Here is a 17,073-nt window from a genome sequence, read left to right on the forward strand (position 1 = left end):
TGGGGGCGGGCGGTCCGGGGCGGTCAGAGCGAGGCGGCGATCTTCGCGACGAGTTCGTACGAGCGGATCCGGGCCTCGTGGTCGGGGACCTGGGTGAGGACGAACAGCTCGTCGGCGCGGGTCCGGGCGACGAAGTCGGCGAGGCGGGGCGCGATGCGGTCCGGGGCGCCGACGAACTGGGGGTCGATGCGCGAGCGCAGGAAGTCCCGCTCGGCGGACGTGTGGGTGTGCGCGGCGGCCTCCTCCTCGGTGGGCAGGACGCTCTCCGGGTCGACGGTGCGCATGAGGATCTGTCCGTGCACGAAGGCCTCGGCGAGCCGGTGGGCGCGCGCGTCGCTGTCGGAGGCGACCGCTATCACCGCGACGCAGGCGTGCGGTTCGGACAGGCCAGGGGCGGGCCGGAAGGCCTCGCGGTAGGCGTCCAGCGCCTGGGGGGCGCCGCCGCCGACGATGGCGTGGGCGTAGACGTACGGCAGTCCGGCCCGGCCGGCGTGGACGGCGCTGCCGATGCTGGAGCCGACGAGCCAGAAGCGGGGCGGGACCTCGGGCTCGGGGACCGCCCGCACTCCCTGGTGTCCTCCGGCGAAGTAGCCGCGGAGCTCGTCGAACTGGGCGTCGAAGCCGAGGCGGCGGGGGTCGCCGAGGCGGGCCGCGGAGGCGGGCGAGCCGCCGGTGGCCCGGCCGAGTCCGAGGTCGACGCGGCCGGGGTAGAGGCTCGCGAGCACGCCGAACTGCTCGGCGACGGCGAGGGCGGAGTGGTTGGGCAGCAGGACCGCCCCGGACCCGACGGTGAGGGTGCGGGTGGCCTGCAGCAGGGGTCCGGCGAGGACGGCGGGGCTGGACGTGGCGAGGGCGGGGGTGCCGTGGTGCTCCGCGACCCAGTAGCGGCGGTAGCCGAAGCCCTCCACCGCCGCGGCCAGGTCGACGGTGCGGCGCAGCGCGTCGCCGGGCGTGTCGCCGCGCCAGACGGGGACCGTGTCGTGCACCGAAATCGCGATTCCCTCGGCCACCTGGTTCTCCTCCTCCTGCTGGGCGGTCGCCGGTCTCGCGGACACGATCCTGAGGCGACCTCACGTTGTCCCGGGAAGTTAAGTCGAGCATGCCTCAGGTTGTCAATGCCGGGGCGCCCGGGGCCGGGAGCAGGTCTTCGGCCGCGTCCAGGGTCAGATGGCCGGGCACCTCCGGCCGCCGCTCCAGACGGTGCACGAACACGGTCCCGGCCCCCGTCCCGCCGGAGGGGCCGACCGGCCCGGGGACGTCCGGCTGAAGGCCGCCCGCACCGGAGCCGTCCGCCCGGGGGCCGGGCTCCTCCGGGCCCAGCTCCTCGAACCCGTAGTGCGCGTAGAGGCCGGCGACCTTGGCGTTCTTCGCGGTCGGCCGGTACGCGCCCCGCACCTCGGCGAACCCGGCGCCGGCGGCCCGGTCGAGGAGCGCCGCCAGGCAGGCCTGCTCGATGCCCCGCGCGAAGACCCGGCAGCTGAGCAGCATGTTCTCGATGTGCAGGACCTTCTCCTCGGCGCGCAGGAACACCGCGCCGACGAGCCCGTTGCTCCCGAACCGGTCCCCCGCCGTCAGCCCGAGGACGGCGGTGCCGGGACCGGCGGCCCCGGCCCGCACCTCCTCGGCCGACAGCCGTCGCGTCGTGAGGTTGAACTGGTTGGTGCGCAGCGTGAGCTGGGACAGCCTGGGGATCTCCGCCGGGGCCGCCGGGGCCAGCCGGACGGTCACGCCGAGCCCGTCGAGGAACTCCTCCGCGCTCCCCGCCGCGGACAGGAAGTCCGCCCGCGCCGACTCCTCGCGGTAGCGGCGGGTGCGGACCCGGTCCTCGGACGTCACCTCCGTCGTCGTGAACCAGCCGTCCGCGAGCAGCCGCGTCACGTGCAGCGCCGGGTCGCCGTCCAGCGGGATCACCGTCGTCTCCGGGAGCTCCGCGCCCACCGCCGCGCATTCGCGCACGTTGTCGTCGGCGAACACCACGCTGTCGCCGCCCAGGTTGAGGCCGCCGGCCAGCGCGCGCAGCGACTCCGCCTTGGGCTGCCAGCCGGCGAGGATCCGGACGAAGTCCTCCTCCCGCACCCGCAGGTCCGGATGGTCGCGGAGCGCCGCCACCACGGTGTCCCGGTCGTTCTTGCTGACCGCCGCGAGGAGGACGCCCTGCGACTGGAGCTGCTTCACCACCCCCTGGACCCGGTGGAAGGCCTCGCCGCGGCGCCCGTGCGCCACCTCGATGCCCTCCACGCCGTCGTCGCCCAGGACCCCGCCCCACAGGGTCTCGTCCAGGTCCACGGCCAGCACCTTCTTCGTCCGGCCGGTCACCGCCCGGACGAGGTGGCCCAGTTCGCGGGCGTACGCGGCGAGGAACCCGTCGGAGAACCGGGCCCCGGCGTACGCGTCGAAACGGGCGTCGGCGAGTTCGACGGGCTCGCCGAGCAGCGGGTCGACGTCGAGCACGACGACGCGGCCCAGCTCCTCCCCGAACCCGAGGAGTTCGGCGTTGGCGGTCCGCCAGGCCGCGCCGAGCCGCGCGCGGGACGGCAGGTCGAGCAGCTGCGCCTGCTGGTTCCTCGGCAGCGGCAGCGTGTTGAGCACGAGGGTGCCGGAGGAGCGGCCGGCGAACCGGGTCGCCAGTCCCCGCCACAGCGTCAGCTTGCGGCGCAGGGCGCCGGCGACGTCCTCCGCCGCGAACGGCACCGGCACCTCGTCGAAGACGGTCGCGTGGTCCAGGACGCACACGGTCACGTCGGCGGGCTCCGTGTGCAGCGAGCTCCCGGGGTCGCCGAGTTCGTGCACGTACGAGCCGAAGCCGGTGAGCCGCACCTCGGGCAGGAAGCCGTGCCGGGCGAGCTCGGCGAGCAGGGCCGTCCGCAGCGCGTCCAGGGTGCCGCCGCCGGTCAGCGCGACCGTGACGGCGGGCAGGCCGGGGTGGTGCGCGCGGGCCCGCGCCGGATCGACGCGGGCGAGCAGGCGGGCCGCGCGGGCGAGGTCCGTCCGGTCGAGCACGGCGAGCAGGGCGGGCACGCGGTCGAAGTGGCGGTCCAGGCCGCCGTCGCGGTGCAGCGCGCGCAGGGCGTCGAGGGCGCCGACGGCGGCGGGCGGAGGGGGCGCGGGGGTCGTGGGGGCGGGGTCGGTCGTCATCGGACGGTCTCCGGGGTGCGGGTGTCGAGCGACACGAGGAGGTGCGCGGCCAGTTCGTGCGCGGTGCGGTGCTCCAGGACGACGGAGGGGCGGACCTCCGCCCCGGTCTCGCGGTTCAGCCGGGCCGCGATCTCCAGCGAGCCGAAGGAGGTGATGCCGATCTCGGTGAGGTCGGCGGCCGGGTCGACCTCGCCGGGCGCGTATCCGAGGGAGGCGGCGACGGCGTCGAGGACGCGCGCGAGCACGACGTCCCGCCGCTCATCCTCCGGCACCTCGCGCAGGATCAGGACGGGCGGCTCGGGCCGCTCGGGGACGGCCGGGGGCGCGTCCGGGACGGGGCCGGGCGCGGGGCGGTGCAGCCAGTACGGGCGGTGCTGGAACGGGTAGACGGGCACCAGGGCGGGGTCGGCGGCCGGTCCCGCGCCGAGCAGCCGGTCCCAGTCGACGCGGACGCCCCGGCAGTGCGCCTGGGCGACGGCCCGGACCACCGAGGCGGCCTCCGTCGCGGGGCGGCGGACCAGCGGGATCACGGCGGCCTCGTCCCGCCGGTCGGCGAGGCAGTCGGCGACCAGTCCGGTCATGGTGGTGTCGGGGCCGATCTCGACGAAGGTGTCGACGCCGAGGCCGCGCAGGGCCGTCACGCCGTCGTGGAAGCGGACCGTGCCGCGCACCTGGGCCGACCAGCGGCCCGGCGCGGAGAGTTCGGCGAGGTCGGCGACCTCGCCGGTGCGGTTGGCCACCAGGGGGACGCGCGGCCGCGACACGGCGAGGCCGGCCGCCGCCGCGTCGACCGCGGCGAGCGCGGGCTCCATGTGCGGGGAGTGGAAGGCGTGGCCGACCTTGAGCGCCTTGGTCCGCACGCCCTCCGCCCGCCAGAGGGCCGCGAGCCGGCGCACGGCGTCGGCGTCGCCGGACACCACGGTCGACCGGGGGCCGTTGACGGCGGCGACGGCGACCGCTCCCCCGGCCCGCGCGAGCGACTCCCGGACCTCGTCCTCGGAGGCCCGGATCGAGAGCATCGCCCCGCCCGAGGGGGCGGCCTGCATGGCGCGGGCCCTGGCGACGACGAGCCGGGCTGCGCCGTCCAAGGTCAGGGCGCCGCCGACGTACGCGGCCGTGAGCTCGCCGATCGAGTGGCCCAGGAGCGCGGCCGGGACGAGCCCGAAGGACTCGGCGAGCCGGGCGAGCGCCGCCTGGACGGCGAACAGCGCCGGCTGGGCGTACTCGGTCCGCTCCAGGAGCGCCGCCCGCGGGCTGCCGGGCCGGGCCAGGACCACGTCCCGCAGGGCGGGCCCCTCGTCGGGCCCTCGGGCCGCGTCGAGGGCGGCGCACACGGCGTCGAAGGTCTCGGCGTACACCGGGAACCGGTCGGCGAGTTCGGCGCCCATGCCGGGCCGCTGGGTGCCCTGGCCGCTGAACACGAAGGCGATCCGGGGCCCGGCGACGGCGCTCGTGACGGGCGCGGACGGGGCCGTGAGCGCGTCGAGCTCCCGGCCGAGCCCGGCCGCGTCGGCGCCCTGGACGGCGGCGCGGTGCCGGAAGGAGGTCCGGCGGGTGGCCAGCGTCCGCGCGACGGCGCCGAGATCGGTGTCCGGCCGGTCGCGCAGCAGCGCCCGCAGCCGTCCCGCCTGGGCCCGCACCGCCTCGGGGGACCGCCCGGACAGCGCCCAGACGACGTCCGTCCGGGGTGCGCCGGGGGCCGGGGCCGGGGTCCCGTCGGCAGCGCCCTCGGCGGTGGGCTCCGGTTCGTACGCGGGCGCGGCCTCCGGGTCGTACTCCTCCACGATGACGTGGGCGTTGGTGCCGCTGATGCCGAACGAGGAGACGCCGGCCCGGCGCGGGCGGCCCTCGGCGGCGGGCCAGGGGCGGGCCTCGCTGAGGACGGCCACGCGTCCGGAGGGCCAGTCGACGAACTCGGACCACTCGTCGGCGTGCAGGGTCGCCGGCAGGACGCCGTGGCGCAGGGCCTGGATCGTCTTGATCACGCCGGCCACGCCGGCCGCCGCCTGGGTGTGGCCGAGGTTCGACTTCACCGAGCCGATGTAGAGCGGGGCCGCGCGGCCGGGGTCCTCGCCGTACGCGGCGATGAGGGCGCCCGCCTCGATCGGGTCGCCGAGGGCCGTCCCGGTGCCGTGGGCCTCGACCGCGTCGACGGCGGAGGCGGGGATCCCCGCGGCGCGCAGGGCCGCCTCGACGACCTTGCGCTGGGCGGGTCCGCTCGGCGCGGTGAGTCCGTTGCTCGCCCCGTCGGAGTTGATCGCCGAGCCCGGCAGCAGGGCCAGTACGGGATGTCCGTGGCGGCGCGCGTCGGAGAGCCGTTCCAGGAGCAGGAGCCCCGCCCCCTCGCCGAATCCCGTGCCGTCCGCCCCCTTGCCGAAGGCCTTGCAGCGCCCGTCGGCGGCGAGCCCGCCCTGGGCCGCGAAGTCGGTGAAGACCCGGGGCGTCGACATCACGGTCACCCCGCCCGCCAGCGCCAGGTCGCACTCGGAGCGGCGCAGCGACTCGGCGGCCAGGTGCAGCGCGACCAGTGACGACGAGCAGGCGGTGTCGACGGTGAGGGCGGGGCCCTCGAAGCCGAAGGTGTGGGCGAGCCGTCCCGAGACGATGCTCGCCGCGTTGCCGGTCATCAGATGGCCCTCGACGTCCGCGGCCACGGTTCCGGGCGGCGGCGCGTACTCCTGGTAGATCGCCCCGGCGAAGACGCCCGTACGGCTGCCGCGCAGGTCGCCCGGCAGGAGCCCGGCCCGTTCCAGCAGCTCCCAGGACAGTTCGAGGAGCTGCCGGTGCTGGGGGTCCATCGCCAGGGCCTCCGTGGGGCCGATGCCGAAGAACCCGGAGTCGAAGCCGGCCGCGTCGTCGAGGAAGCCGCCGGCGCGCGCGTGCTCCAGGGCGGCCGGGTCCCAGCCCCGGTCCGACGGCGGCCCTCCGACGGTGTCCGCGCCCCGTGCGACGACCTCCCAGAGGTCCTCGGGCGAGCGGACCCCGCCGGGGTAGCGGCAGGCCATGGAGACCACGGCCACCGGTTCGCGGAAGGCCGCGAGCCGCGCCTCGCGGTCCGCCAGCTCCTTTCCGACCCGGGCGAGTTCGTTCGTCGTCCACCGGAGGTACTCGACCAGTCTCTTCTCGTCGGCCATGGCTGCGGCCCCCTCTCGTCGTCGGGATCAGGATCGGAACTCGGCGTCGATGAAGCGGAAGAGCTCCTCCGCAGTCGACGGGGCGCCGGCCGCGTCCGCCGCGTCCGGGTCCGCCGTCCCCGGTGCGGGAGCCAGCCGGTCCAGGAGGTGGTCGGCGAGCGCCTCGGGCGTCGGGTGGTCGAAGACCAGGGTCGCCGGGAGCCGCAGGCCGGTCGCCCGGCCGAGCCGGTTGCGCAGCTCGACCGCGGTGAGCGAGTCGAAGCCGAGCTCCTTGAAGGTCCGGCCGTCCGTGGCGCCGTCCGTGCCGGGCGCGGCGCCGAGGACGGTGGCGATGTGCCGGAACACGGTGTCGGCCACCAGTTCCCGCCGCCGCTCCGGTGCGGCCGCCGCGATCCGCTCGGACAGCCCGTCGCCGGCCGGCTCCCCGCCGTCGGCGGGCGCCGCGGCCCGGGGGCGGACGAGGGAGCGCAGCGGCGGCGCGGGTTCCGCCTCCGCCGCGAGCCGGGCCGCGTCGAGCCGTACGGCGGCGAGCGCCGGCTCCCCGGCCTCCAGGGCCGCGTCGAGGAGGGCGAGGGCGCGCTCCGGGGACAGCGGCAGGAGCCCGCCGCGGCTCATCCTGGCCCGGTCAGCCCGGGACAGCGTGCCGGTCATGCCGCTCTCCGAGTGCCACAGACCCCAGGCCACCGAGGTGGCCGGGAGGCCCGCCCGGGCCCTGGCCGTCGCCAGGGCGTCCAGGTGGACGTTGGCGGCGGCGTACGCGCCCTGGCCCGCGCTGCCGACGAGGCCGGCCGCGGAGGAGAACAGGACGAACGCCGCGAGGTCGGCGTCCCGCGTGAGCCGGTCCAGGTGGCGTGCGCCGTCGGCCTTGGGCCGCAGCACCGCGTCGAGGCGGGCCGGGTCGAGGGTGCGCAGCGTCGCGTCGTCCAGGACGCCCGCGGCGTGCACGACCGCCGTCAGGGGGTGCTCGGCCGGGATGCCGGCGAGCAGCGCGGCGACCGCCGACTCGTCGCCGACGTCGGCGGCGACGGAGGTCACCTCGGCCCCGAGGGCGGCGAGTTCGGCGTGCAGGGCGCGGGCCCCTTCCGTGTCCGGGCCGCGCCGGCCGACGAGGAGCAGGTGCCGTACGCCGTGCCGGGCGGCGAGGTGGCGGGCGACGAGCCGGCCGACGCCGCCGTACGCGCCGGTGATCAGGGTGGTGCCGTCCGGGTCGACCGGCCGTGGGACGCGCAGCGCCACCTTGCCGGTGTGCCGGGCGAGGCTGATGTGGCGCAGGGCCGTCGGGGCCCGGTTCACGTCCCAGGCGGTCACCGGGAGCGGTGCGAGGACGCCGGTCCGCAGCAGCTCGACGAGGTCGGCGAGCATCTCCTGGATGCGGTCGGGTCCCGCCTCCATCAGGTCGAAGGAGCGGTAGCCGACGCCGTGTTCGGCCCGGACGCGGAAGGCGTCGCGCAGATCGGTCTTGCCCATCTCGACGAACGTGCCGCCGGGGGCGAGCAGTTCGAGGGAGGCGTCCACGAACCTCCCCGCGAGGGAGTTGAGGACGATGTCCACGCCGCGTCCGCCGGTGGCGGCGCGGACCTCGGGGACGAAGGACAGGTCGCGGGAGTTGCCGATGCGGTCGGCGGGCAGTCCGGCGGCCTCGACGGCGGGGTGTTTGGCGAGGCCCGCGGTGCCGAAGACGTGCAGGCCCCAGTGGCGGGCGAGCTGGATCGCGGCGCCGCCGACGCCGCCGGCGGCGGAGTGGACGAGCAGCCACTGCCCGGGTTTCGCGTCGGCCAGGTCGCCGAGGGCGTAGTACGCGGTGAGGAAGACGGCGGGCACGGTGGCGGCCCGCGCGAAGTCGATGCCGTCGGGGATCGGGGCGAGCAGCCGGTGGTCGGTGACGGCGACCGGTCCGATGCCGCCGGACACCAGGCCCATGACCCGGTCGCCCGGGGCGAGCCCGACGACGCCGTCGCCCGTGGCGAGGACCACGCCGGCCGCCTCGGTGCCGAGTTCGGCCTCGCCCGGGTACATGCCGAGGGCGAGCATGGCGTCGCGGAAGTTGAGTCCGGCGGCGCGGACGGCGATCCGCACCTCGTGGTGGCCGAGGGGCCGTTCGGGCACCGGGCGGCGCACGAGGTCGTCGGCCGAGCCGCTCCCGCCGGTGGCGAGCCGCCAGTTCCCGTCCCGGCCGGTGTCCGGGGCGAGGGCCGGCCGGTACGGGCGGAGCCGGGGCACCAGGAGGTCCGTGCCGCGCAGCGCGAACTGGTTCTCGCCGCCGGCCAGGACCCGCGGCGGCAGGTCCCCGCCGGGGCCGTCCGCGTCGACGAGGACGACCCGGCCGGGTTCCTCGGTCTGCACGCTGCGGACCAGGCCCCAGACCGCGCCGCCGACCGGTCCGGCGACGCCCTCGCCGGGCACGGCCTCGACGGCGCGCCGGGTCCGCACGACGAGGCGGGCGGAGTCCAGGCGGGGTTCGGCGAGTCCGTCCCGCAGGGTGGCGACGAGCGCCTCCAGGGTGCCGCGCAGGGTCTCCGGGCGGTCGTCGCCGGGGTCCGGGACCGGCAGCACGAGGGCTCCGGGCGGGCGGGTTCCGGCGTCGAGCGCCGCCCGTACGGCGGCGAGGTCGGGGTGTCCGGGCGAGCCGAGTTCCCACACCTCCCGTCCGGGGGCGGCGACGGGGCCGTCCGGGGCCGGGGCCGCCTCCCAGCCGAGGGTGTACAGGGGGTCCGCCCCGACGGGCTCGGCGACCCGGAAGGCCACGGCGTCGAGGTCCGCCACGGGGGTGCCGTCGGCGCCGGTGAAGGACACGGAGACGGTGTCGCCCGCGCCGCGCCGCAGGTGGGCGCGGACGGTGTCCGGGACGTCGCCGTACCGCCGCAGACCGCGCCAGCTGAAGGGCAGCCGGACGGCTCCGTCGTCGGGGAACAGACCGGCGGCGCCGACGGCGTGCAGGGCGGCGTCGAGCAGGGTCGGCGCGATCCGGAACCCGGGCGCCGGAGCGGTCGGGGACAGTTCGGCGTGCACCTCGTCGCCGGACCGCCACGCGGCGCGCAGACGGCGGAAGGCGGGTCCGTACTGATAGCCCTTGAGCGCCAGGTCGTCGTACAGCGCGTCGACGTCGACCGGGTCGGCGCCGGACGGCGGCCAGGGGCCCGGGAGCGCTTCGGGGCGCTCCCCCTCGGGCGCGAGGGTGCCGGTGGCGTGGGCGGTCCACGGCGCTCCGAGCGGATCGGCGCCGGTCCGGTCGCCGGCGGTCGGTCCGGAGACGGATCGGTCGCCGTCGGTCCGGTCCTCGACTGGCCGTCCGGAGACGGATCGGTCCTCGACGGGCCGGGCGTGCACGGTCAGGGGGCGTACGCCGTCCCGCTCCGGGGGGCCGACGGCCACCTGGATCTCGACGGCGCCGCCGTCGGGCCCGTCCGCCGCGAGCACCAGCGGCTCCCGCAGGACCAGTTCCTCCAGCTGTCCGGCGCCCGCCAGTCCGCCCGCGTACAGGGCGAGTTCGGCGAGGACGGCGCCGGGGACGAGGACCGTGCCGTCCACGGCGTGGTCGTCGAGCCACGGCTGCTCGCGCGGGGAGAGCCGGCCGAGGAGCAGCAGCCCGTCGGCCCCGGCAGTGCGGACCGCGCCGGTGAGGAGCGGGTGGCCGGCCGGGCGCAGGCCGGCGGCCGGGGGCCCGGCCGCGGGTCCGGGGGCGGCCGGGTCGAGCCAGTGCCTCCGCCGGTCGAAGGCGTACGTGGGCAGGGGCGGCAGGCCCGGTGTCCGGGGTCCGGTGTGGGCGGTCCAGTCGACCGGCACGCCCTGGACCCAGGCCTCCGCGACGGAGCGCAGCACCCGGTCGAGGCCGCCCTCGTCGCGGCGGAGCGTGCCGAGGACGGCGGTGGCGTCGCCGCCGGGCGCGGCGTCGAGGACGTCCTGGACCCCGACGCCGAGCACCGGGTGCGGGCTGATCTCGACGAACACCTCGTGGCCCGCCGCGAGGGCGGCTTCCACGGCCGTCCGCAGCCGCACGGTCTCGCGCAGGTTCCGGTACCAGTAGGCGGGCCAGCCGAACTCGGGGTCGCCGGGCGTGACGGGCCCGCCGGTCACGGTCGAGAAGACCTCGGCCGTGAAGGCGTCGCGGGGCCCGGTCTCCGCGAGCACGGCGAGGAGTTCCGCCTCCAGGGACTCCACCTGGGCGGAGTGCGAGGCGTAGTCGACGTCGATGAGCCGGACGCGGACGCCCCGCCCGTCGAAGGCGCGGCGGACCCGTTCGACCTCGGCGGGCGGGCCCGCGACCACCGTGGACCGGGGGCCGTTGACGGCGGCGACGCCCGCCGCCGCGCCCGTCGCGTCGAGCACCTCCCGGACCGCGGTCTCGTCGGCGGCCACCGACAGCATCGCGCCGCCGCCCGCGAGGGCGCGGAGGGACCTGCTGCGCAGTGCGGCGACGGCGGCCGCGTCGGCGAGGGACAGCGCCCCGGCCGCCGGGGCCGCGGCGATCTCGCCCTGCGAGTGTCCGACGACGGCCGCCGGGCGCACTCCGAACGACTCCCACACCGCCGTGAGGCCGGTCATGGTCGCCCAGAGCACGGGCTGGACGACGTCCACCCGGGACAGGTCGGCGTCGCCGCGCAGCGCGTCGAGCAGCGACCAGCCGGTGACCGGGTCGAGGACGGCCGCGACCTCGGCGATCCGCCCGGCGAACGCGGGCGAGCGGTCCAGGAGTTCGCGCGCCATGCCGGGCCACTGGGCGCCCTGGCCCGGGTAGAGGAACACCGGGGCGCGGTCGGCGGGGGCGTGGCCGGTGACGACGTACGGGGACGGGGCGTCGTCCGCGACGGCGGCCAGCCCTTCGAGGACCGCGGCGCGGTCCCCGGCGACGACGACCGCGCGGTGCGCGAACACGCTCCGGACGCCCGCGAGTTCGGCGGCTACGGCGTTCAGTTCGGTGTCCGGGCGGGCCTCCAGGTGGGTCAGCAGGCGCCGGGCCTCGCCCCGCAGGGCGCCCTCGGACTTCGCGGACAGGACCAGCGCGTACGGGACGCCGCCGCCGGGTCCGTGGTCCGGTGCGTCCTCCGGGCGGTCCGGCGCCGGGGGCTCCTCGATGACGACGTGGGCGTTGGTGCCGCTCATCCCGAACGCCGAGACGCCGAAGCGGCGCGGGCGTTCGCCCGCGGGCCAGGGGACGTTCTCGGTGAGCAGGGCCAGTCCGCCGCGCTCCCAGTCGACGTGCCGGGTCGGCGCGTCGACGTGGAGGGTGCGCGGCAGCGTCTCGTGGTGCAGCGCCTGGACCATCTTGATGATGCCGCCGACGCCCGCCGCGGCCTGGGTGTGCCCGATGTTCGACTTCAGCGAGCCGAGCCGGAGCGGCGGCCGGCCGTCCCGGCCCGCGCCGTACGCGTCGAGCAGCGCCTGCGCCTCCACCGGGTCGCCGAGGGTGGTGCCGGTGCCGTGGGCCTCGACGGCGTCGACGTCCGAGGGCGCGAGCCCGGCGTTGCGCAGCGCCTCCTCGATGACCCGCTGCTGGGAGGGGCCGTTGGGGGCGGTGAGGCCGTTGCTGGCGCCGTCCTGGTTGGTGGCGGAGCCCCGGAGCACGGCGAGGACCTGACGCCCGTTGCGCCGCGCGTCCGACAGGCGCTCCACGAGCAGCAGTCCGACGCCCTCGCTGAAGCCGGTGCCGTCGGCGGCGTCCGCGAAGGCGCGGCAGCGGCCGTCCGGGGACAGCCCGCGCTGCCGGCTGAACTCGACGAACGTGGCGGGCGTCGCCATCAGCGTCGCGCCGCCGACCAGCGCGAGGTCGCACTCCCCGGCGCGCAGGGCCTGCGCCGCCAGGTGCAGGGCGACGAGCGAGGAGGAGCAGGCGGTGTCGACGGTGACGGCCGGGCCCTCCAGGCCGTAGGTGTACGAGATCCGGCCGGAGGCGACGCTGCCGGCGCTGCCGGTGCCGAGGTAGCCGCCGTGCTCGCGCGGATCGGCCTGCGCCCGGCCGCCGTACTCGGTGTAGATCAGGCCCACGTACACGCCGGTGCGCGAGCCGCGCAGACCGGCCGGGTCGATGCCGGCGCGCTGGAACGCCTCCCAGGAGGTCTCCAGGAGGAGCCGCTGCTGGGGGTCGGCGGCCCGGGCCTCGCGCGGGGACATCTCGAAGAAGTCGGCGTCGAAGTCGGCGGCGTCGTGGAGGAACCCGCCGCGCCGGACGTAGGAGGTGCCGGGGTGGTCGGGGTCGTCGTGGAAGAGGCGGTCCAGGTCCCAGCCGCGGTCCCCGGGGAAGTCACCGATGGCGTCGCCGCCGCGCTCCAGGAGCGCCCAGAGCTGCTCGGGGCTGTCGGCGCCGCCCGGATAGCGGCAGCTCATGGAGACGATGGCGATCGGGTCGTCGTCGGTCCGCGCGGCGGTGCCGGGCCGGGTCCGCTCCGGGTCGGCCGGGGCCGCCCCGGCGGCCAGGTAGGAGGCGACGGCGCGCGGCGTGGGGTGGTCGAACACGAGGGTGGCGGGAAGCCTGCGCCCGACGGCCCTGCCGAGGTGGTCGCGGAGCTGCACGGCCGTGATCGAGTCGATGCCGAGGTCGCGGAACGGCCGGTCGGGGCGGACGTCCCGGGGCGAGTCGTAGCCGAGGATGCCGGCGACCGCCCTGGAGACCGTGGCGAGCAGCTCCGCCGGGTCGGCCGGACGGCCGGTGGCCTCCGGTCCGGCCGGGCCGACGACGCCCAGGCGGCGGGCCCGCGCGGGGACGGTCGGCGGGGCCTCGGGCAGGGGGCCGTCCAGGGTGCGCAGCCGTATCCCGGCGGCGGTGAGGACGGGCCGCCCGTCGGCGTCGAGGGCGGCGGCCGCGAGCTCCTCGGGGCCGCGCCGGGTGACGGCGATCCGGGCCACGGGGGTGCCGGGGGCGTGCACCCGGACGTCGGTCCAGGCGAAGGGGACGGTGACGGTGACGGGGGGTGCCGCGGGATTGTTCCCGGCGTTCGTGACGGTGTCGGCCTCCCCGGCGCTCGTGACGGTGGCCTCCCCGGCGTTCGTGGCCGTACCGGCCCCGGCCGGGGCGGTCGGACCGGTCAGGCCAGTCGGGGCGGTCGGACCGGTCGGGGCGGTCGTGGTGAGTCCGGCCAGGAAGGAGGCCTGGAGCGCGGCGTCGAGCACCGCCGGATGGATCGCGTACCCCGGCCCCGAGGCCCCGGGGAGGACGTCGGCGACGACGGTGACGCCGTCCGTGCGGGCCTCGCGCACCGACCGGAGGGCGGGCTCGTAGTGCACGCCGCGCTCGGCGAGGGCGGCGTAGCCCGCGGCCACGTCGACGGGCTCGCCGCCGTCCGGGAGCGCGACGCCGACGGCGTCCCCCTCCCCCGGCTCCTCCTCCGTGAGCACACCGGTGGCGTGCAGCAGCCACGCCGCGTCCGGGGTGCCGTCGTCCCGCCGCGCGTGCACGGTGACCGTCGCGTCGCCGTCGTCCTGGGCGTGGACGGCCACCTGGAGCCGTACGGGCGCGTCCTCGGGCACGTCGACGGGGGCGAGCAGGGTCAGCTCCCGCACCCGGGGCAGCCCGACGCGCTCGCCCGCCGCGAGGGCGAGCTCGGTCAGCGCGCCGGACACGAGGAGCGTCCGGTCCCCGAGCCGGTGTCCGCGCGTCCAGTTCCGTTCCGTGCCGCTCGCGGGGACGGCGCCGGTGAACAGCACGCCCCGGCCGTCGGCGCGTTCGACCGCGGGGCCGAGCAGCGGGTGGCCGCCGGGGTCGGACGGGGCGGGCGCGTCCGCGCCGGTGCGGGTGTCGAGCCAGTAGCGGCGCTCCTGGAAGGCGTACGTGGGCAGCGGGACCGTCCGGCCCCCGGCGGCGGCCGGACGGCGGACCTCCGCCCCGGCGACGTACAGCTCGGCGGCGGCGGTGAGGAGCCGGTCGGGGCCGCCGTCGTCGCGGCGGAGCGTCCCGGAGACGTGGACGGGCGTCTCCTCGTCCGGCTGGGCGTCCTCGGCCGTGTCCGTGAGGGCGGCGACGAGCACGGGGTGGGCGCTGACCTCCAGGAAGTGCCGGTGGCCGGCGTCGATCAGCGCGCGCACGGTGTCGGCGAGCAGGACCGGCTCGCGGAGGTTGGCGTACCAGTAGGCGGCGTCGAGCCGGGTGGTGTCGCTCGCCTCCGCCCCGGCCGTCACCGTGGAGTGGAAGGGGACGGTGGAGGCGCGCGGGTGCAGTCCGGCGAACTCGTCCAGCAGGGCTTCCCGCAGCGGTTCGACGGCGTGGGAGTGCGAGGCGTAGTCGACCGGGATCGGACGGGCGCGCAGGCCGTCGTCCCGGGCGGCGGCGACGAACGCCGTGACGGCGTCGGCGTCACCGGACACGACGGTGGAGCGGGGGCCGTTGACGGCCGCGACGCCGAGGTCCGTACGGGCGCCGATCCGGCGCCGCGTGTCGTCCGCCGACAGCTCCACGGAGGCCATCGCGCCGGTGCCGGCGAGCGAGAGGAGGGCCTTGCTGCGCCGGGCCACGAGCGCGGCGGCCTCGTCGAGGGACAGGGCGCCGGCGACGTACGCCGCGGCGATCTCGCCCTGCGAGTGGCCGACGACGGCGGCGGGCTCGACGCCGAGCGAGCGCCAGGCGGCGGCCAGCGACACCATGACCGCGAAGAGGGCGGGCTGCACGACGTCGACGCGGGCGAGCTCGGGGGCGTCGTCCCGGGACACGACGTCGAGCAGGTCCCAGTCGGTGTGCGGGGCGAGGGCCCCGGCGCAGCGGGTCAGTTCGGTCCGGAACGGCTCGGAGGAGGCGAGGAGTCCACGGGCCATGCCGGCCCACTGCGAGCCCTGCCCGGGGAACACGAAGACGGGGCGGGCGCCGCCGTGCGCCTCGCCGCGCGCGGTGCGGCGGGAGGGCACGCCGTCCGCGAGGGCCGCGAGCTCCCGGGCGAAGTCGTCCGGAGTGCGGCCGACGGCGACGGCCCGGTACGGCAGGGCGGCGCGGCCGGTGCTCAGGGTGTGCGCGACGTCGGCCGGGGCGAGCCCGGGGTGCGCGTCGAGATGGGCGCGCAGCCGGACGATCTGCTCGCCCAGCGCCTGCTCGGTGTGACCGGACAGCTCCCAGGCGACGGGCGGGGGCGCGTCGGCGTGATCGGCGGGATCGGCGGGATCGGCGGGATCGGACGCAGGCACGGTGCCGGGATCGGCGGTACCGGGCACGGTGTCGGAATCGGCGGTACCGGACGCGGGCACGGTGCCGGGATCGGGCGCGGACGCGTGGAGCGGGGCGGGGGCTGCATCCGGCGCGGGATCGGTCTCGGCGCCCGGTACGGGTTCGGGTACGGCCCCGAGTACGGACGCGGACGCAGACGCGGGCTCGGGTACGGAGCCGGTCACGGCCCCGGGCGTGGGCGCGGGACCGGCCGCGGCCCCGCGTGCGGGCTCCGGCGGTGCCTCGATGACGACGTGCGCGTTGGTGCCGCTGATCCCGAAGGACGACACGGCGGCGCGGCGCGGCCGGTCCCGCTCGGGCCAGGGGCGTTCCTCGGCGAGCAGTTCGACGCCGCTGTCGGCCCAGGCGACGTGCGGGGACGGCGCGTCGATGTGGAGGCTGGCCGGCAGCACGCCGTGCCGCATCGCCTCGGCCATCTTGATGACGCCCCCGATGCCGGCGGCGGCCTGGGTGTGTCCGATGTTGGACTTCAGCGAGCCCAGCCAGAGCGGGTCGGCGGCGGTGCGCCCGCTGCCGTACACGGCGATCAGCGCCGCGGCCTCGATCGGGTCGCCGAGGCCCGTCCCGGTGCCGTGGCCCTCGACGGCGTCCACGTCGGCCGCGTCGAGCCCCGCGTCGTCGAGCGCGGCCCGGACCACCCGTTGCTGCGCGGAGCCGTTCGGGGCGGACAACTGGGTGCTGGCGCCGTCGGAGTTGACGGCGCTGCCGCGCAGCACGGCGACGACGGGGTGACCGGCGGCGAGTGCGTCGGAGAGGCGTTCGACCAGGACGAGGCCGGCCCCCTCGGCCCAGCCGGTGCCGTCCGCGCCGGCGGCGTACGCCTTGCAGCGGCCGTCCGGGGCGAGGCCGCGCTGCCGGCTGAACTCCACGAAGGTCGCCGGGGTGGCCATCACCGTCGCCCCGCCGGCCAGGGCCATCCGGCAGTCGCCCCGGCGCACCGCCTGGGCGGCGTAGTGCAGGGCGACGAGCGAGGACGAGCAGGCGGTGTCGACGGTAACGGCGGGGCCTTCGAGCCCGAAGGTGTACGCGACCCGGCCGGACGCGACGCTGCCGGCGCTCCCGGTGCCGATGAACCCCTCGAAGCCCTCGGGGGCGCGGGTGTGGCGGGAGCCGTAGTCGCCGTACATCACGCCGGCGAAGACCCCGACGGACTGCCCGGACAGGGAGCGCGGATCGATGCCCGCGCGTTCGAAGGCCTCCCAGGCGGTCTGCAGCAGCAGCCGCTGCTGCGGATCGACGGTGAGGGCGTGGCGGGGGCTGATGCCGAACAGCTCGGCGTCGAAGTCGGCGGCGTCGTGGAGGAAGCCGCCCTGGTCGGAGTAGGTGGTGCCCTCCTTGGCCGGGTCGGGGTCGACGAGCCGGTCGAGCGGCCAGCCGCGGTCGCGCGGGAACGGCCCGATCGCGTCGGTCCGCGACGCGACCAGCCGCCAGAGGTCCTCGGGCGACCGGACGCCTCCGGGGTAGCGGCAGGCCATGCCGACGATCGCCAGGGGTTCGCCGGCGGCCTGCTCGACCTCGTCGAGCCGCGCGCGGGTGCGCAGCAGGTCGGCGGTGGTCCGCCTGAGGTAGTCGCGGAGCTTGTCTTCGTTCGCCATCGATAAACCGCTCTCCGAAGCTCGGTCGGTGCTCAGTTCGGCTGGGTCGGTACTCGGTTCGGGCCGG

Annotated in this window: 3 protein-coding genes and 1 pseudogene; all 4 read right to left on the reverse strand. The window is 77.4% G+C overall.

Annotated features, from left to right (window positions below; genetic code table 11):
- Positions 1-23 precede the first annotated feature (23 nt).
- The 4 genes and pseudogenes from ACWGSR_RS23050 to ACWGSR_RS23065 all read right to left on the reverse strand — a co-directional run bounded on the left by ACWGSR_RS23050 (position 24) and on the right by ACWGSR_RS23065 (position 17,006).
- On the reverse strand, positions 24-1,055 hold the full coding sequence (locus ACWGSR_RS23050; protein WP_376238689.1) for an LLM class flavin-dependent oxidoreductase: 1,032 nt from the start codon (positions 1,053-1,055) through the stop codon (positions 24-26).
- A gap of 49 nt (positions 1,056-1,104) precedes the next feature.
- Positions 1,105-3,135, reverse strand: a complete 2,031-nt coding sequence (locus ACWGSR_RS23055) for an HAD-IIIC family phosphatase (RefSeq protein WP_453568574.1) — start codon at positions 3,133-3,135, stop codon at positions 1,105-1,107.
- A pseudogene (locus tag ACWGSR_RS23060) lies at positions 3,132-6,269 on the reverse strand (type I polyketide synthase); the annotation flags it as partial. The pseudogene ACWGSR_RS23060 and the gene ACWGSR_RS23055, both read right to left, overlap by 4 nt.
- A 27-nt stretch (positions 6,270-6,296) precedes the next feature.
- Positions 6,297-17,006: an SDR family NAD(P)-dependent oxidoreductase gene (locus ACWGSR_RS23065; protein WP_453568576.1), complete on the reverse strand. Its 10,710-nt coding sequence runs from the start codon at positions 17,004-17,006 to the stop codon at positions 6,297-6,299.
- Positions 17,007-17,073: the final 67 nt, after the last annotated feature.

The sequence above is a fragment of the Streptomyces sp. NPDC055632 genome (genome assembly GCF_053618675.1).

Bases quoted from the DNA above. Each gene is read 5' to 3' on its own strand.
- ACWGSR_RS23055 (WP_453568574.1), bottom strand. From the start codon at position 3,135: ATGACGACCGACCCCGCCCCCACGACCCCCGCGCCCCCTCCGCCCGCC.
- ACWGSR_RS23065 (WP_453568576.1), bottom strand. From the start codon at position 17,006: ATGGCGAACGAAGACAAGCTCCGCGACTACCTCAGGCGGACCACCGCC.